The sequence below is a fragment of the Vibrio sp. 10N.261.51.F12 genome (genome assembly GCF_041471725.1).
Lineage (GTDB): Bacteria > Pseudomonadota > Gammaproteobacteria > Enterobacterales > Vibrionaceae > Vibrio.
Genome location: NZ_JBFROV010000049.1, coordinates 1 through 17,948, shown reverse-complemented (window position 1 = coordinate 17,948; position 17,948 = coordinate 1). Strand labels below are relative to the sequence as shown.

The following is a 17,948-nucleotide window of genomic DNA, read 5'->3' as shown; positions in this document are numbered from 1 at the left end:
GTAGCAATAAGTTAGGCGTAAAACCGATTGTTAATCAAAAGACTCAGTGTGCACGCACTGGGTCTTTCGTATTTTAAGGGTATAGCTATAGGCCAGAATGCCACCGATGACATTCCCCACCGCGACACCAATAAATAACCCTTCGACAGAATACAGCATGTTACCTAATGCTGCTGCGGGCAGGGTGAAGACAAACAGGCGCATAGCACTCCACATGAACGCCTTATTTGGCATGTGAAGGGCATTAAGCCCGCTTCCAAGCATCATGATTATTCCCTGAAAACCATAGCTAAACGGGACCACAAGTAGGTAATGCCAGAGTATTTCTCTTACCGCAGCTTCTTGAGAAAATATCGCGGAGATAGGGATGCTCAATGGCACCATCATGATAAATACCAAGAACTGAAATACGATGGCAAAGCGCATGCTCAGGAACAGACCAGCAAAGCTTCGTCCGGGTTGTTTGGCCCCAAAGTTTTGCGACATGAAAGGGGTTAATGCGGAGCTTAGTGAGATTAAAACCAGTATTAATATGGATTCTACACGTTGAGCGGCGCCATAAGCCGCAATGGCCGCAGTGCCATGTACGGAAAGCATCTTCATTAAAATTGCTCCCGATATCGGTGACATTGCGGTTGAAAGCGCTGACGGTGTCCCTATCTTTAAGATGGCGCTCCAGTCTTTAAATATATCAGGAGGGTTGATTCGACCGAGCAACTTCTCACGCTTAACCAATACGTAAAGTGATCCTAACAGCGCACCAAACCAAGCAAAACCACTCGCCACCGCCGCGCCTTGGATGCCTAACTCAGGAAACGGACCGACCCCAAAGATAAACAAAGGGTCTAAGATGCCATTTAACACGCCTGAGAGCATCATGATCTTGGCTGGAGTCTTGGTATCGCCCGTTGCTCGAATGGCACTGTTGCCTGCCATTGGGATAACTAAAAGTGGAATCGTAAAATACCAGATCACCATGTATTGGTTAATTAACGGAATAATGTCGTCATTAGCGCCAAGCATGCGAAATAATGGTTCAATGGTTGTTAATCCAATGGTTGAGGCAACGGTGACGAGGATAACGGCAAGAATAAGACCATGAGTAGTGAACTGCGCGGCGTTGCGAGTGTTGCCTTGCCCTAATAACCGACCAATGATGGTGGAAAGGCCGACACCTATTCCCATTGTGATGCAGTTGACGCCAAACGTGACTGGAAAAGTGAAGCTGATGGCCGCAAGAGATTGCGTGCCAAGTAACGCGATAAAAAAGGTGTCAACGAGGTTAAAGGCCAAGATCGCCACCATGCCAAATACCATAGGGACTGTCATTTGTTTGAGCACAGTAGAGATAGGGGCAGATAGCAGCCCATGCTTATCTTGCATAGAATTCATCGTTGACGATACAGGGATTCAGGATACAGGAATTCCTTAAATCGTGCGAGATTCGACTGGATTGACGTGCCGCTGTCGTGACAAAGTCCATTTTCGTTATTTTTGTCACAAAATTTTGGCTTCTACCCCTTGGGATTAACTCGATCATCCCCAACATAATTATCACAAGCCGAATTAAGGCATTCTCAAAGCTAACATATTAATTAATTCAGGAGACACGACCGATGAATATCCGTCCTCTACACGACCGCGTGATCGTTGAGCGCAAAGAAGTTGAATCTAAATCTGCTGGTGGCATCGTTCTTACGGGGTCTGCTGCAGAAAAATCAACACGTGGTACGGTGCTGGCTGTAGGTAATGGCCGCATTCTAGAAAACGGGTCAGTTCAAGCATTGGACGTTAAAGTGGGTGACACGGTTATCTTCGCTGAAGGTTACGGTACGAAAACTGAAAAAATCGACGGCAAAGAAGTTCTGATTATGTCTGAAAACGACATCATGGCGATCGTCGAATAATAGTAGACGTTGAGTAATTTTACTCTGAATCAAACATTATCCACTGAATTTAGATAAGGAAATAAACAATGGCTGCTAAAGACGTTAAGTTTGGCAACGACGCACGAATCAAAATGCTAGAAGGTGTCAACGTTCTAGCTGATGCTGTAAAAGTAACATTGGGCCCTAAAGGCCGTAACGTGGTTCTAGATAAATCATTTGGCGCACCGACTATCACTAAAGATGGTGTTTCAGTTGCACGTGAAATCGAACTTGAAGACAAGTTCCAAAACATGGGCGCACAAATGGTTAAAGAAGTGGCTTCGCAAGCGAATGACGCGGCGGGCGACGGAACAACGACTGCAACAGTATTGGCTCAGTCTATTATCGCTGAAGGCCTAAAAGCGGTTGCTGCTGGCATGAATCCAATGGATCTTAAGCGCGGCATCGACAAAGCGGTTATCGCAGCTGTTGAAGAGCTGAAAACCCTGTCTGTTCCTTGTTCAGATACTAAAGCGATTGCTCAAGTAGGTACTATCTCAGCGAACTCTGATTCGACAGTAGGTAACATCATTGCTGAAGCGATGGAAAAAGTAGGTCGTGACGGCGTTATTACGGTTGAAGAAGGTCAGGCTCTACAAGACGAGCTAGACGTTGTTGAAGGTATGCAGTTCGACCGTGGTTACCTATCTCCTTACTTCATCAACAACCAAGAAGCTGGCAGTGTTGATTTAGAGAGCCCGTTCATTCTTCTTATCGATAAGAAAGTATCGAACATTCGTGAGCTTCTACCTACTCTAGAAGCGGTTGCTAAAGCATCTCGTCCACTGCTTATCATTGCAGAAGACGTTGAAGGTGAAGCACTGGCGACATTAGTTGTGAACAACATGCGTGGTATCGTTAAAGTAGCGGCAGTTAAAGCCCCTGGTTTTGGTGACCGTCGTAAGTCTATGCTACAAGATATCGCAGTCCTAACTGGCGGTACTGTGATTTCTGAAGAGATCGGCCTAGACCTTGAGAAAGTTACGCTAGAAGACCTAGGTCAAGCTAAGCGTGTGACTATCACAAAAGAGAACTCAACCATCATTGATGGTGCGGGTGATGAAGCGATGATCCAAGGTCGTGTGACGCAGATTCGTCAACAAGTTGAAGATGCAACATCTGACTACGACAAAGAAAAACTTCAAGAGCGTGTGGCTAAACTTGCTGGCGGCGTAGCGGTAATCAAGGTTGGCGCAGCGACTGAAGTTGAGATGAAAGAGAAAAAAGACCGTGTTGAAGATGCACTTCATGCTACTCGTGCGGCAGTAGAAGAAGGTGTGGTTGCCGGCGGTGGTGTTGCACTTATCCGTGCTGCGTCTAAAGTTGCTGGCCTTGAAGGTGATAACGAAGAGCAAAATGTGGGTATCCGCGTAGCACTTCGTGCAATGGAAGCACCTCTTCGTCAAATTACTGCGAATGCGGGTGATGAAGAGTCTGTTGTTGCAAACAACGTAAGAGCGGGCGAAGGTAACTACGGTTACAATGCGGCGACGGGCGAATACGGCGACATGATTGCGATGGGTATCCTTGACCCAACAAAAGTAACGCGTAGCGCACTGCAGTTTGCCGCATCAGTAGCTGGTCTTATGATCACAACAGAAGCAATGGTAACCGATGCACCTCAAAAAGAAGCGCCAGCGATGCCTGATATGGGCGGAATGGGCGGCATGGGCGGCATGATGTAATTCATCAGAAAACGCTGACAGAGCCAGAGGGGAAACCTCTGGCTTTTTTGTACCTGCTTCAATAATAAACCGCGTAATGTCTAGATGTTTGGCGTTATGACAATTAACTGACATACGGTATAGTGACCGGAAATAGCATCGTCTATAGTTATAAGTGTATAAAAACAGTTTCAAGTGGAAAACCGCCATTAACGGACCGAGTAGTGGCTAATGGATAAATAATAATGTCAGTGGAGACAATATAATGAAAAAAGTCGTATCCGCCATCGCAGTGGCAGCAGCAGTATCAATTTCCCCAATGGCGCTAGCAGACAGCACGCCGGTTATGTTTTCTTCTCTTAATGGCTTCAACGCACCTGACGCAAATGCGGTAGGTGGCGTGCGTCTTTCCGTTCTTCATGGTCAAGTCAATGAAGTTAAGGGTGTTGATTTCTCAGTGCTAGGTATGTCTGAAACGCAGCGTACAACAGGTGTGAACTTCGGCCTTTTCTTTGGCGCCTCTAAAGTGACACAAGAAATGAAGGGTGCATCTTTAGGTATCTTTAACTGGAATACGGGCAAAACATCGGGTGTTAACCTTGGTGTAGTGAACGTGACAAATGATGTTAAGGGTCTTAACTGGAGTGCGGTTAACTACTCTGAGGGTAATACCATGGCTGATATCGGTATTGCGAGTTTCTCGAAGAAATCTAACTTCCAATTGGGTATCTTTAACAAAACCAACACTATCGATGGTGTTCAGATTGGTCTGATTAACTGTGCTGATAATGGTTTCTTTAAGTGTTTCCCAATCATTAACTTCGCTAAATAATCTCGCCTAATGGCAGTCGCGACGTAATTGATGTTGAGTAAAACAATTAGCCCTTAAATGACACCATTTAAGGGCTTTTTTATTGCGTATGTTTTAGAGATTACTTTTTGTGCTTTGAGCGCTTCTGAAAGGTTTGATGGACACCACGACGCAGGCTTTGGAAACTACTCTCCGCTTTATCGACCCCTAACAAAATGGTTAATGCTAATAGGGTAAGGATCACGGAGGCCTTGTAATGATCCAAGCCAATCATCATCCCAAGTCCAGCTAATAACCAAATAACGGCGGCAGAGGTCACCCCGTGAATCTTGCCATTTTCTGACATCATCACGCCTGCCCCTAAGAAGCCAACCCCAGTAATGATCTGCCCTAATACTCGGGCTTGATCTAGGGTGTTGGGAGACAATGACACCGCCATCGACATGAATAAGTACGTGCCAGATAAGATTAAAATCGAGGTTCTAATACCAACGGGCTTGCCTCGAGTCTGTCGTTCTAAACCAATGAGTGTGCCATTGAGCATGCAACAAGCAAGGGCTTGCCATGAGAATGGACCTAAATCGAAAATCGTTACTAATTCCACAAATATCCTCCTCATAAAAAAGGCAGTATCTGTTTATTAGACCGGACAGGCGAACAAATAAATTTTATCGAAACGAAAAGGTTGTCTAAGGTAAATGCTACTCAAGATAGAGGTCGAGAGGCGTTTTGCTCGTTTTCCCCCCTTCTTCACGCGTGAGCTTTGGCACCAAATAGCCAGCAACTTTCTGTATGACCCCTTGCATCAACTGTTTTGCATCCTGATCGCTAATGAAGTAATGCGCCGCGCCTTGTACTTTGTCTAAGACATGTAAGTAGTAAGGCAAAATACCAGCGTTAAAAATAGCGCGGCTAAGTGCAACTTGTGCTTCTACGGAATCATTAATGCCTTTAAGCAGTACAGCTTGATTCAGCATGATGACATTCGCTGCCTTCAGTCGGCCTATAGCTTCAGTGAACTCAGAGTTGACCTCATTGGCATGATTAATATGCGTTACAAGAACTGTATTCAGCCGAGTGGCTTGCAATAATTCACATAAGGTATCGGTGACTCGTGCGGGGATGACAACAGGCAGTCGAGAATGAATGCGCAGCGTGGCAACATGATCAATGCCTTCTATTTTATTGATCAGCCATTCCAGTTCGTTGTCTTTCGCCATTAGCGGATCACCACCCGATAAGATGACCTCATCGATGTCGGGTTGACTGGCGATGTAGTCTAATGCGAGCTGCCAATTTTCCTTGTTTCCCTTATTGTCTTGATAGGGAAAGTGACGTCGGAAACAATAGCGGCAATTTACCGCGCAACCGCCTTTCACGATCATCAACGCGCGACTGGCATATTTGTGCAAAAGCCCAGGTACCACTGCACCTTGTTCTTCTAAGGGGTCTTGCGAGTAACCGCTATGAACCTCAAACTCTTGGCTCAGTGGTAAAACTTGTTGTAAGAGTGGGTCATATGGGTTGCCTTTTTCCATGCGATCGACAAAGCTTTGGGGGACACGCATAGGAAAGAGCTTTCGAGCTCGAAGGCCACTTTCCCAAGGAGTCGCATCAATTTCCAGTTGTTTAAGCAACTGATACGGGTCTGAGATCGCATTGGATAGCTGTTTGAGCCAGTTTTGCTCAACAGAAACAAGATTTCGGGTTATGATAGGCGACATTAAATTTTAACTCGAAGAATACTAAGAGGATACAATGGCTACTGTTAGCACGAATGAATTTAAAGGCGGTTTGAAATTTATGCTGGACAACGAGCCTTGCGTAATTCTAGAAAACGAATACGTGAAGCCAGGTAAAGGTCAAGCATTTAACCGTGTTAAAATTCGTAAACTACTGTCTGGTAAGGTGTTAGAGAAAACATTTAAGTCAGGCGAGAGCTTTGAAGTCGCTGACGTCATGGATATCGATCTAGATTACCTATACTCAGACGGTGAATTCTACCACTTTATGAACAGCGAGACATTCGAACAAATCGCAGCAGACGTAAAAGCTGTGGGTGATAACTCGAAATGGCTAGTAGAAAACAACGCATGTATGATTACATTGTGGAATGATAATCCAATTTCAGTCACACCACCTAATTTTGTTGAGTTAGAAGTGACAGAAACGGATCCTGGCCTTAAAGGTGATACACAAGGTACAGGCGGTAAGCCAGCAACGCTAATCACTGGCGCCGTTGTACGTGTTCCACTATTTATTCAAATTGGTGAAGTCGTGAAAGTTGATACTCGTACTGCAGAATATGTAGGTCGTGTTAAGTAACGTCACTTCATTAATAAAAAAGGTCGCTGAGGCGACCTTTTTTAATGTTGGAACAGAAGCACTTAGTCTTGCGGACGCCAACCTAATGCACTCGCTACCGTCCCCAGAATAAGGGTATCCATCTCTGAATCGGGCAAGTTTGCCAGTGTTTGAAGCGTTATCGCGCCATTGGTTTGCGCGGCTGCAATCTCTTGACTACCGCGACTAAAACTGTAGCCAAGTGGATGTTCAACACTCATCAATAGTCCCTCACCCTCGTGAATAGATTCAACATTGAAGTGTGTCTTGCGGAGCCGAATGAAGCCGATTTCTTTTTTCGTGGTTGATAGGCTGATGGCTTCGGATTTTTGTGCCACTTCATACTCTCCAATGGTTTGCCCTGCTTCATTAATCTGGCAAATGTAAGGGTCGTTACCACCAAATGAAAAACTGCCAACATCAACACTTGTGCCACCGCCACTGCATATAAGTGTCCACGTTTCCCCACTGTCAATGCGAGTCACCTCTGCAACCATATCCCCTTGGTTATTATTGACGGTATTAAACCAAGAGCTGGTGGAGGCGCTGCGTGAATATTTCCCTTGATAGAGGCCAGCTATATCGAATGAACCTTCAGGACCGAATCCCCAAAATGTGCCATCGGTTTTCAGTATGAGCTCTGGTTGTGCTGAAACCGCGTCTGATTTTTTCATATCAACGGTGCTACCACACCCAAAAAGAGCACTTGAAATAATAAGTGCGCAAATAGACTTTTTCATTGTTATATCTCTTTTTATTATGAATCGTTGCGGATTGTATAGGGAGGGGGAATGTAGGAATGTAAGGGATTGTCTGGATGGATGACGGGTCACTACGTAACGGATAACAAAAAGGCAGCCTAATCGCTGCCTTTTTCGGTGATTAATCTTTTAAATCATAAAGATAAATATCACTGCTAATGCGCTAATAAGACCCGCAAAGAAATAGCAAACAATCTTGCCTGCGACTCCAGCGTGGATCTTGAGGTCATGCATGCCATGGTGAAGGCGGTGCATAGCATGCCACATTGGCAAGGCTAGCGTGGCAATCACAAATAAAGCACCAATAAAGCTGGTGGCAAAATTAGCCGCGCGTTCATAGCTGAGTGCTTCGGCATCGATGATGCCCATAGGAACAAGAATGCCCAGTACAAGAATGGTCACAGGAGTGATCATGGCAAACCATGAGCCACCAGCGCCAAATAGTCCCCACCATACGGGTTCGTCTGAACGTTTAGGGTTTTGGTTAATCACAGTGGTCTCCTTAGACAATAATCAGCACAATTAAAGAAATTGCGGCAACGGCCGCCCATTGTGCGAGCACGATGGTTTTCTTCTCGACGGCTTTGCCCTTGATTTTAATCGGCATAACTTGAGGCATCATGCTGAAAAACGTTTGAGCGTGAAACAAGCTGCCCGCTAACGCAACAATATTGATCGCGATCACCAGAGGGTTGGCCATAAAATCTAGCCAGCCTTGCCAAGCTTCAGGCCCTTTTACAAGCGCGCCTAAACCGAAGGTTAGGAAGATGGTGAATAAGATCAGCGGTAAGACCGTGGCCTCACGCAACATGTAGAATCGGTAAAAAGGATGATTCTTCCACCATGTTCGTTTTATTTCGCGAACATAAGGTTTTCTATTGCTCATCGTTATGCCTCCACATTCTTTGGTGAGCCATCGGGTTTAAGCATGGCAATGACGAAGTCTTTTGAAGACTCAATCTTACCTTGGTTAACCGCCGCTGCTGGGTCAACGTTCTTCGGACAAACATCAGAACAGTAGCCAACAAAGGTGCATCCCCAAGCGCCATTCTCACCATTGATCAGTGCCATTCGCTCACTTTTACCGTTATCACGGCTATCGAGGTTATAGCGGTGTGCCATTGTTAATGCGGCTGGGCCGATAAACTCTGGATTTAAGCCAAATTGAGGACAGGCGGCGTAACACAGACCACAGTTGATACAGCCAGCAAATTGCTTGTATTTGGCCATTTGCTCAGGCGTTTGTATATTGGCGCCATCTTCAGGTGTGCGAGGATTACCAATGATATAAGGTTTAACCGCTTCCAAGCGCTCAATAAATGGCGTCATGTCGACAATTAAGTCTTTTTCGATTGGGAAATTGGCTAATGGCTCAATTTTAACGCCGCCAGGGTAGTCGCGTATGAAGCTCTTACATGCCAGTTTAGGTACGCCGTTGACCATGATTCCACAAGAACCACAGATCGCCATTCGACAAGACCAGCGATAAGACAAGTCTTTATCGAGGTTGTCTTTGATGTAACCGATAGCATCGAGTACAGACATGGTTTCATCGAACGGGACATCAAACATTTGCATGCGTGGCTCAGAATCTTTTTCTGGGTCATAACGCATGATTTCAATTTTCTGAATGCGATTTGCTGACATTATGCTTGCTCCTCTGCATTGTTTTCTTTATTGGTTTTTGCTTCTTCAGCGGCGGCTTTTTCTGCTGCTTCACCATATAAACGAGCTTTCGGTTGAGATTTAGTGATTTTTACATCGCTGTAATCAATACTTGGAGCACTGTCTTCTTGGAAGAATGCGAGTGAGTGTTTTAGGTAGTTTTGGTCATCACGTTCGGTGCAGCCATCATCCAAACGCTGGTGCGCGCCACGAGACTCTTTACGAAGAATTGCTGAGTGCACCATGGCCTCGGCAACTTCCAATCCGTAGCCCACCTCGATAGCGTAAAGCAGGTCAGTATTGAATACTTTTCCTTTATCCTTAATGCCAATATTCTTGTAACGCTGCTTGAGCTCAGCAATCTTTTCAAGAGTGGCTTGCATCAAGTCTTCTTGGCGGTAGATCCCACAACCCGCTTCCATGGTATGACCCATTTCAGTACGGATGTCAGCCCAGTTCTCGTCGCCGCTTTGGTTCATTAGTGCAGCAATACGAGCTTCTACGGCTTCGACTTGCTTCTCGATAGCGGCATCATCCCAGCCTTTGAAGGCTTTTGCGCGCTCAACGGCTTGTTCACCGGCCACACGGCCGAATACAACAAACTCAGCTAAGGAGTTCGACCCTAAACGGTTTGCACCGTGTAGGCCCACAGAGGCACATTCACCAACGGCAAACAAACCTTGGATGCGAGTTTCACATTGGCCGTTTGTTTCGATACCACCCATGGTGTAGTGAACCGTTGGACGGATAGGGATCGGCTCTTTAGCGGGGTCAACATTGACGTAGGCTTTTGCTAGTTCACAAATGAATGGCAGGCGCTCTTGAAGGTATTCTTCACCGAGATGACGTAAGTCTAGGTGCACGACATCACCCAGCGGGTGCTTGATAGTGTTGCCTTTTTGCTGCTCATGCCAGAATGCCTGAGACACTTTGTCTCGAGGCCCTAGCTCCATGTATTTGTTCTTTGGCTCACCGACAGGGGTTTCTGGACCCATGCCATAATCTTGGAGGTAACGATAGCCGTTCTTATTGACAATAATACCGCCTTCACCGCGACACCCTTCCGTCATTAAGATCCCTGTACCTGGTAGCCCAGTTGGGTGGTATTGAACAAATTCCATGTCACGCAGTGGAACACCATGACGATACGCCATCGCCATGCCGTCGCCCGTTACGATGCCACCATTGGTGTTGCAGTGGTAAACACGACCGGCACCACCTGTTGCGAGCACCACGGATTTGGCTTTAATGGTGACTAGCTCACCCTCAGACATATGAATGGCGATAAGCCCTTGAACTTCGCCTTCAACAACAAGAAGGTCAACCACGAAATACTCATCAAAGCGATTGATTTTTTCGTACTTCATTGAGGTTTGGAAGAGCGTGTGTAGCATATGGAAGCCGGTTTTATCTGCCGCAAACCATGTACGTTCGACCTTCATTCCGCCAAAGCGACGTACGTTGACCTCACCGTTTTCTTTACGGCTCCAAGGGCAACCCCATTGCTCCATTTGGATCATTTCTTTTGTTGCGCTTTTTACAAAATACTCAACAACATCCTGTTCACAAAGCCAGTCACCACCCCCAACGGTATCGTTGAAATGATTGTCTAGGCTATCTTCATCCTTGATTACAGCGGCAGATCCCCCTTCTGCTGCAACAGTGTGCGAGCGCATAGGGTAAACTTTTGAGATAAGAGCAACGTCCAGTTCAGGGTTTGCTTCAGCGGCTGCAATAGCAGTTCGAAGACCAGCGCCACCAGCGCCGATGACTGCGATATCTGTGGTAATTGTCTTCACAGTTATCCTCCAGTGTGAGGGTGAATGCGAGGGAACTCGCGGGTAATAATTAGGCTTTAAATAAGCCGATAAAAACTAAGGGTTATAGTAGAGAACCCCTTTTACAAAAAAATTGATTGAGTTAGGTTTTTTCACCGGAAATGCATGGAGAAGCATAGTATTTATATGATGTGTGACTAACGTCACTTATAATCAGGTGAGTTCTTCAAGTTTGTACAATTATCAATAACTACAGCTAATGAGTTTGATTATGATTTACAGTGACTGGCAGCCAACAGCATCAATGCCTCTGTTAAAAAAACGTGCCGAAATTATGCACTCAATACGTCAATTTTTCTTATCAAAATCAGTGATGGAAGTCGAGACGCCAGCCATGAGTCACGCCACGGTGACCGATGTGCACTTACAGACGTTTAAAACCGAATTTGTCGGGCCTGGGTACGCCGATGGACAGGTACTGTATTTCATGACAAGCCCGGAATTTCACATGAAGCGACTGTTGGCAGCGGGCAGCGGGTCGATTTATCAAATCGGCAAGGCATTTCGTAATGAAGAAAATGGCCGTCACCATAATCCTGAATTCACCATGTTGGAGTGGTATAGAGTCGGGTATGACCATCATCAACTGATGGACGAAATGGACGAGTTATTGATGATGGTGTTAGGTGGAACACAAGCAGAACGAATGACTTACCAACAAGCGTTCATTCAAGCTCTGGATGTTTGTCCGTTAACGGCTTCCATGTCGCAGCTGCGTGTCGCGGCTAGCACCTTAGGGTTGTCTGATATCGCTGACATAGAAGAGGACAGGGATACGTTATTGCAATTGTTATTTAGTGTCGGGGTAGAAACGACGATTGGATCGAACACGCCTGCTTTTGTTTATGATTTTCCAGCGTCACAAGCGGCGCTGGCGAAGGTTAACGCCGATGATCCAAGGGTCGCCGATCGCTTTGAGGTTTATTATCAGGGAATTGAACTTGCTAATGGCTTTCATGAGCTGGATAACCCGAAAGAGCAACTTGCACGTTTTGAACAAGACAATCAAAAAAGAGTGGCAATGGGCTTACCTGTGCAGCCCATTGATTACCATTTGATTGCTGCACTTGAAGCCGGCCTGCCACAATGTGCGGGTGTGGCATTGGGTATTGACCGACTGATTATGTTGGCTGTCGGCGCGGAACATATTGATCAAGTGACCGCCTTTCCGTTTCCTATTGCTTAATGGCTTAATGGCTTAATGGCTTAATGGCTTAATGGCTTAATTACTTAGTAGCTTATGTAGCTTGGAGCGATAAGGCTTAATACCGAAAAGCACTACCCATGAGGGTTAGGTTACCAATATACCGGTTCCTAAGACGGCCAGTAGCGCACCTAACCACGCGTATCGGTTAGGGCGTTGTTTGGTGTATAACCAAAGTAATGGTAATACCATGATAGGTGTCGTGGAAGAAAGCAGCGCCACCATACCAACATTACCGGTTTGCAAAGCAAAGAGAATCAAGGTCATACCGACTGCCATGGCAAGAAACCCGTTGAGCGCAGTGATTCCAAAAATGGGTAGGGTGATGGGACGAAGGCTTTTAGCAAGTTTCGCACCTGTTAGCCAAAACAAGCTATGGGCGACAAAGGCGGTGATCATACGAATGGCTGAAGCCGCGACGGGGTCGATAGCAGTTTGCATCACTGGTTTTGCGATAATACCGCCTAAAGCCTGACACAGCGCTGCTGTAATGCCTAGCGCGATACCCACGGATGCTTTACCTCGAATGTCCTCTAAGCTGTTTGTTGACGCTTTATTTTGTTTGCGCCCAAAGAAGATGGCGGTTGCGACGCCAGAGAACACCAATGCAGAGCCCATCAACTCTATTGGCGTCATGGTTTCAGAAAATAGAAAGTAACCAAGAATGGCGGAGAAGACAGCATGGCAAGAGAACAACAATCCTGCTTGTCGAGGCCCCATTCGATTTAAGCAGGCAAACAAGGCGGTATCGCCAATAAAGATGCCAATCAAGCCTGAGAGTGCCATAGGCGTGATATGTTGATAGCTGACACTGCCCCAGCCACTGGTGAGTAGGGCCATGGTCGTTAAGATGAGCGCGGTGCACCCCATTCGCCATCGGCTGTAGGCAAAAGAGCCAAGATGGCGCGCTGGCGTGACAGAAATAATACTGGATACTGCCCATAAAAAAGCGGCAATAAGCGCAAACCACTCAAACCCCATGAGTTTCCCTATTCAATTCGAAGTCTTATCGATAAACAGGTTGTACTATGCGCCTCTTCAAAGTGCAACGAAATCCATCCGACGCGATGAATTTCGCTGCACTTATAGGGTTAGGTGAGAATCCAAGCGGCGGTATAAACGATAAGCAAGCCAATTACCCCAAGGATAAGTCCCATTTTCGCCATGTCTTTACTCTCAATAAGGCCGGTAGAATAGGCGAGGGAGTTAGGCGGCGTAGAAACGGGCAGGATCATACCGAGAGACGCGGAGAAGGCGACCACAACCAAAAGCCCCTGCAGGCCGCCGATACTGGCAAGGCTCTCCATCGAGGCACCAATTGCAGCTGCAATTGGCATGAGCAGGTTAGCGGTAGCCGTATTTGACATGAAATTGGCCATTAACCAGCAGACGACAGACAGTGTGAGTACGACCGCCATTGGCGATAATGACTCATAGTCGATGGCATGAGCAAGCGCTACGGCAAGCCCTGTTTTATCAAGCCCAATGCCAATCGCAATCCCCCCAGCAACGAGCCAGAGTACATCCCAGTTAATCAGCTTTAGCTCTTCTTTACCCATGATTCCGGTGAGTGTAAAAACAGCCAGTGGAATGATGGAAACCACGTAGGTATTCATGCCGTGTAGTTTGGTGGTCATCCAAAGCAAGATGGTGCTAGCAAAGGTGACATAGACAACGATGGCTCGCCAATTTTTTTGGAATTTACCGTTTAACCTCAAAACCATTTTATCTTGAGATGATGGAAAAAAACGCTGCAACAGGAACCAAGCAATGGTCAGCTGAATAATGACAAACGGCAGTCCCATCATCATCCACTGAAGAAAATCGATGGTGTTGTCTCCGGTAAGGTATTGCAAGGCAATGGCATTCGGTGGCGTACCTATTGGTGTCGCGATTCCCCCTGTGTTGGCTGCAATAGGGACACATAACACTAACGCTTTGATGCCAATATCGCCTTTAGGGGCAGAAGCCACAATGGGGCCGAGTAAAGCCAGCATCATGACAGTGGTCGCCGTATTGGACATAAACATCGAGAAAACAGCGGTAATGAGCATTAACCCAAGCATGATGAATCTAGGTTGATGACCAAATGGTTTCAGTAATACGCGTGCGAGGTTGTTGTCCAGTTCGTATTTTGATGCAGCAATCGCCAGTGCAAATCCGCCCATGAACAGAATAATGATAGGAGATGAAAAAGCGCTAAAGATATCCGTGTATTTCATCAATTCGCCAAGATCATGCCCCGCTGGTGGCGTACGAAATAGGTGTAAGCCTTTATCTGAAATCATCACCAGCTCTAAGGCGATGATGAGAATAGAGGTAGCAAAGACCGGTACAGGTTCAAGTACCCAAAGGAGTGCCGCGAGCAGGAAGATAGCGAGCAATCGATGCTGAATTAATGTGAGGTTGTCGATAGGTATGGCATCGATCGGCATCATTAAGACCCCGAGTGGTATGATGAAACAGATCAGAAGCCGGATCAAAATCCCGTTATTTATCTTAAGCATAGGCAGTGTTATCTCGAGTGAAAGCAAACTACTCGATAGATTAAAATATAATCGTACTAGGGTCTTAGACTGCCGTTAGAGTTTTGAAAACAAGCGTAAATTATTGGTGGGAATGTTGTTTTGCGTCAACGATTATGGCTGAAAGGCATCGATAAAGCGGCGTTAAGCAAGAATAAATAACGGCGCAAAGCTGCGCCGTTATTTTAAACAAGATTACACAAGCGTGATTTAGTTGACGCTGTTATCGGCACGGTGTGCGTATGGCGTACCCATCACGGTTGTTGCGGTATTGACCATCGTTTCATCAAAGTGAACACTATCTTTGGCAAAAAGGTTGATGACCGTTGAGCCTAGCTTAAAGCGGCCCATTTCCTGGCCTTTTTTCAATACCACCGACTTGTTGCCTTCTGCTGGGTAGTCCCATGTATGAACTGAACTGCCTGTTGGAGGCGTCACTGTCCCAGCCCAAATGAGCTCAATGCTACCCACAATGGTTGCACCGACAAGTACTTGTGCCATTGGGCCAAATTCGGTATCGAAGATACAAACCACTCGCTCATTTCGGGCGAAAAGGTTGGGTACGTTCTCTGCGGTGAGTGGGTTCACTGAAAATAGATCGCCAGGGACATAAATCATTTGACGAAGTGTTCCATCACAAGGCATGTGTACGCGATGGTAATCACGTGGAGACAGATACAGCGTGGCAAATTCACCGTCGGTGAACTCTTGCGCAAGCTTTTCATTGCCGCCAAGCAGCTCTTGAGCGGTATAGCGATGGTTTTTCGCCTGAATAAGCTGACCATCTTCAATTGGACCGAATTGGCTGACACACGCGTCTGCGGGGTGAACAAGGACATGGTCACCGTCTGTAATAGGGCGGGCGCCAGGTTTTAATTCACGAACAAAAAACTCATTAAACGTGTCGAAATGAGCGGGGTCTGAGTACAGAGCTTCGTCCAGGTTGACGTTATATTGTTTTACAAACCAACGAATGATTGCTGTTGTTAGACCACCGGCTTTAGCCGATGCCAGTTTACCAACCAGACGGGTTAGTCCGTGCTGTGGTATCCAATATTGAAGTCCAACTTTAATCTTATCCATTGCTTACTATTCCAACATTAATTGAGAGTTTCGAGTTTAGGGCGCGAGATAGTAAAATAAATCTCGTAAAATGTCAGTACCTAGTCAAGCTTAAGGACTGACACTAAGCGTAATATGCATTCCAAATTCAAATGAATTTACAGGTCTGCCTTTTTGCTACGAGAGTATTGTCGGTTCGCTTTGTTTTCTACCATGCTGTCAAGAATACGATGATAATTATCAAAGCGGCCTCTTGCGATATTGCCGTTTTCAACCGCTTCTCGCAAAATACAACCCGGATCATCAAGGTGTTTACAGTCTCTAAACTTACAACCACCAAGGTAAGGTCGGAACTCAACAAAGGCTTCTGTAATCTCGTTAGACTCTAGGTGCCATAAGCCAAACTCTCGGACGCCAGGGGAGTCGATGAGATCGCCACCGGACGGAAAGTGATAAAGACGTGCGGCTGTCGTGGTATGTTGACCAAGCCCCGAATTTGTCGAAATTACGCCTTCTTCAATATCGAGCTCAGGCATCAACGCATTGACTAGGCTGGATTTTCCAACCCCAGATTGCCCGACAAAAATGTTCACTTTTCCTTGTAGATAGCCCTCGAGCTCCTTTATGCCTTCGCCGGTCTCTTTACTCACAAAAGCCACGTCATACCCGATGCCTTTGTAGGCATTAAGGGAAGCGTAAATGGCCGCTTTATCTTCTTCCGCGATTAAATCAACCTTGTTTAGCACCAACAATGGGGCGATCTGCAGGGTTTCTGACGCAACTAGATAGCGATCGATAATGTTAAATGAGAGATCGGGCGCGATGGCAGACACGATCACCATTTGGTCAACGTTGGCAGCTACCGGTTTAAGACCGTCGTAATAATCTGGACGCGTTAAGATAGAAGTGCGAGGCTCTACGGCTTCAACAACGCCAGAAATACCATGCATGGATTCGATACCGACACGCCATTTTACGTGATCCCCTGAAACTAGAGATTCAATTCCTCGTCGTAAGTTACAGCGATGAACTTCTTGAGTTTCAAGGTCTTCAATATCGGCATGTTGACCAAAACGAGTAATTACTAAACCTTGTTTCACCGATCCCAGCATGGATTCATCCCACTGTATGGCTTCTTCTTGTTTTAGCTTTTTGCTTTGGTTGCTGCGTACTCGACGCACTTGACCTTTAGTCAGTTTTTTCTTTTTCGCCACGATAATTCTATGATGCTAAGCATCAAACCATTTGGGTTACTGAAATTTATTTCGGTATAGTACCTCTTTTGGCAGAAAACAAATAGACGAGGGCGATATGTCTTTTAGTGATCAGAATTTAATCTGGGTTGATCTGGAGATGACAGGGCTCGATCCTGAGCAACATAAAATCATTGAGATTGCGAGTATTGTTACCGACAGCCAGCTGAACATACTCGCTGAAGGCCCGGTGATTGCGATTCATCAGCCGAACAGTGAATTGGAAAAAATGGATGACTGGTGCACAAATACTCACACGGCGAGTGGGTTAGTTGATCGAGTGACAGAAAGTTCATACACCGAGCAACAAGCCATTGAAGAAACGATTGCCTTTCTTGAAAAATGGGTACCCAAAGGCGTGTCACCAATTTGTGGTAACAGCATTGGTCAAGATCGCCGTTTTTTGTACAAACACATGCCTGAGCTAGAGCAGTACTTTCACTATCGCTATATCGACGTCAGTACGTTGAAAGAATTGACACGACGTTGGAAGCCAGAGGTGTTAGACGGGTTTACTAAACAAGGTACACACTTAGCTATGGATGATATTCGTGAATCAATTGCAGAGCTTAAATACTATCGTGATACTATTTTTTCGATTTAGTGAGTAACTCTTATTAATTATAGCGGGGCTGATTTATCCTAGTTTCAAGAAAAATAAGGTATTTTTGTGTGCTTTTCCATCAAACAGAAAAAAAATGAATGTTTTTTATCGATAGGACTTGCATCACAAAAAAATGCTCTTATAATTCGCAGCCCTGAACGACGAAAGACGTTCAATGCGATACTAGCTCAGTTGGTAGAGCGCAACCTTGCCAAGGTTGAGGTCATCGGTTCGAACCCGATGTATCGCTCCATTTTCCTTTGGAAGATGTAAGTTCTCACGGTACTTAA

Annotated in this window: 18 protein-coding genes and 1 tRNA gene; 7 read left to right on the top strand and 12 right to left on the bottom strand. The window is 45.9% G+C overall.

The window, feature by feature from the left end:
- Positions 1 to 30: 30 nt before the first annotated feature.
- Complete coding sequence (locus AB4405_RS22645; protein WP_372062915.1) at positions 31 to 1,392, bottom strand: MATE family efflux transporter; 1,362 nt, start codon at positions 1,390 to 1,392, stop codon at positions 31 to 33.
- A 224-nt stretch (positions 1,393 to 1,616) separates the two neighbouring features.
- On the opposite strand from AB4405_RS22645, the gene AB4405_RS22640 reads away from it, so the two are divergent.
- The 3 genes from AB4405_RS22640 (at position 1,617) to AB4405_RS22630 (ending at position 4,424) form a co-directional block, all read left to right on the top strand.
- Positions 1,617 to 1,907 (top strand): co-chaperone GroES, encoded by a 291-nt coding sequence (locus AB4405_RS22640; RefSeq protein ID WP_102471149.1) that lies wholly within the window; start codon positions 1,617 to 1,619, stop codon positions 1,905 to 1,907.
- Between the two features lie 68 nt (positions 1,908 to 1,975).
- A complete protein-coding gene (groL, locus tag AB4405_RS22635; protein WP_102471148.1) occupies positions 1,976 to 3,613 on the top strand; it encodes a chaperonin GroEL in 1,638 nt (545 codons plus the stop codon).
- Between the two features lie 244 nt (positions 3,614 to 3,857).
- Positions 3,858 to 4,424 carry a VC2662 family protein gene (locus tag AB4405_RS22630; protein ID WP_372062914.1) on the top strand — a complete coding sequence of 189 codons (567 nt, stop codon included), beginning with the start codon at positions 3,858 to 3,860 and terminating at the stop codon, positions 4,422 to 4,424.
- A gap of 100 nt (positions 4,425 to 4,524) precedes the next feature.
- Here AB4405_RS22630 and AB4405_RS22625 read toward each other — a convergent pair whose 3' ends face one another.
- Positions 4,525 to 5,007, bottom strand: coding sequence for an MgtC/SapB family protein (locus tag AB4405_RS22625; RefSeq protein ID WP_372062913.1), 483 nt, complete (start codon positions 5,005 to 5,007; stop codon positions 4,525 to 4,527).
- 97 nt (positions 5,008 to 5,104) lie between these two features.
- A complete protein-coding gene (gene epmB / locus AB4405_RS22620; protein ID WP_102471145.1) occupies positions 5,105 to 6,127 on the bottom strand; it encodes an EF-P beta-lysylation protein EpmB in 1,023 nt (340 codons plus the stop codon).
- A gap of 34 nt (positions 6,128 to 6,161) precedes the next feature.
- Here epmB and efp point away from each other — a divergent pair, with 34 nt between their 5' ends.
- The gene (gene efp, locus AB4405_RS22615) at positions 6,162 to 6,728 is read left to right on the top strand and encodes an elongation factor P (protein WP_372062912.1); all 567 of its coding nucleotides are present in this window, start codon (positions 6,162 to 6,164) and stop codon (positions 6,726 to 6,728) included.
- A gap of 62 nt (positions 6,729 to 6,790) precedes the next feature.
- On the opposite strand, the gene AB4405_RS22610 is transcribed toward efp, so the two are convergent.
- The 5 genes from AB4405_RS22610 to frdA form a co-directional block, all read right to left on the bottom strand.
- A complete protein-coding gene (locus tag AB4405_RS22610) occupies positions 6,791 to 7,486 on the bottom strand; it encodes a hypothetical protein (RefSeq protein ID WP_372062911.1) in 696 nt (231 codons plus the stop codon).
- 150 nt (positions 7,487 to 7,636) lie between these two features.
- Complete coding sequence (frdD, locus tag AB4405_RS22605; RefSeq protein WP_372062910.1) at positions 7,637 to 7,999, bottom strand: fumarate reductase subunit FrdD; 363 nt, start codon at positions 7,997 to 7,999, stop codon at positions 7,637 to 7,639.
- 10 nt (positions 8,000 to 8,009) lie between these two features.
- Positions 8,010 to 8,393, bottom strand: coding sequence for a fumarate reductase subunit FrdC (frdC, locus tag AB4405_RS22600; protein ID WP_102471110.1), 384 nt, complete (start codon positions 8,391 to 8,393; stop codon positions 8,010 to 8,012).
- A gap of 2 nt (positions 8,394 to 8,395) precedes the next feature.
- Entirely contained in the window at positions 8,396 to 9,154 is a 759-nt protein-coding gene (locus tag AB4405_RS22595; RefSeq protein WP_102471109.1) for a succinate dehydrogenase/fumarate reductase iron-sulfur subunit, read from the bottom strand.
- Entirely contained in the window at positions 9,154 to 10,971 is a 1,818-nt protein-coding gene (gene frdA / locus AB4405_RS22590) for a fumarate reductase (quinol) flavoprotein subunit (RefSeq protein WP_372062909.1), read from the bottom strand. The genes AB4405_RS22595 and frdA overlap by 1 nt, the downstream gene beginning before the upstream one ends.
- 250 nt (positions 10,972 to 11,221) lie before the next feature.
- Between frdA and epmA the strand changes: the two genes are divergently transcribed.
- Positions 11,222 to 12,196, top strand: a complete 975-nt coding sequence (epmA, locus tag AB4405_RS22585) for an elongation factor P--(R)-beta-lysine ligase (protein WP_372062908.1) — start codon at positions 11,222 to 11,224, stop codon at positions 12,194 to 12,196.
- Between the two features lie 105 nt (positions 12,197 to 12,301).
- Here the strand turns inward: epmA and AB4405_RS22580 are convergent, their stop codons facing one another.
- From AB4405_RS22580 to rsgA, 4 genes are all read right to left on the bottom strand, one after another.
- A complete protein-coding gene (locus AB4405_RS22580; RefSeq protein WP_372062907.1) occupies positions 12,302 to 13,195 on the bottom strand; it encodes a DMT family transporter in 894 nt (297 codons plus the stop codon).
- 110 nt (positions 13,196 to 13,305) lie between these two features.
- Positions 13,306 to 14,721 (bottom strand): DASS family sodium-coupled anion symporter, encoded by a 1,416-nt coding sequence (locus AB4405_RS22575; RefSeq protein ID WP_372062906.1) that lies wholly within the window; start codon positions 14,719 to 14,721, stop codon positions 13,306 to 13,308.
- 228 nt (positions 14,722 to 14,949) lie between these two features.
- Positions 14,950 to 15,822, bottom strand: coding sequence for an archaetidylserine decarboxylase (gene asd / locus AB4405_RS22570; RefSeq protein WP_102471104.1), 873 nt, complete (start codon positions 15,820 to 15,822; stop codon positions 14,950 to 14,952).
- A gap of 137 nt (positions 15,823 to 15,959) precedes the next feature.
- Entirely contained in the window at positions 15,960 to 17,015 is a 1,056-nt protein-coding gene (gene rsgA, locus AB4405_RS22565; RefSeq protein ID WP_102471103.1) for a small ribosomal subunit biogenesis GTPase RsgA, read from the bottom strand.
- A gap of 97 nt (positions 17,016 to 17,112) precedes the next feature.
- Here rsgA and orn point away from each other — a divergent pair, with 97 nt between their 5' ends.
- The gene (orn, locus tag AB4405_RS22560; RefSeq protein WP_372062905.1) at positions 17,113 to 17,658 is read left to right on the top strand and encodes an oligoribonuclease; all 546 of its coding nucleotides are present in this window, start codon (positions 17,113 to 17,115) and stop codon (positions 17,656 to 17,658) included.
- 177 nt (positions 17,659 to 17,835) lie between these two features.
- Positions 17,836 to 17,911 (top strand) — tRNA-Gly (locus AB4405_RS22555).
- Positions 17,912 to 17,948: the final 37 nt, after the last annotated feature.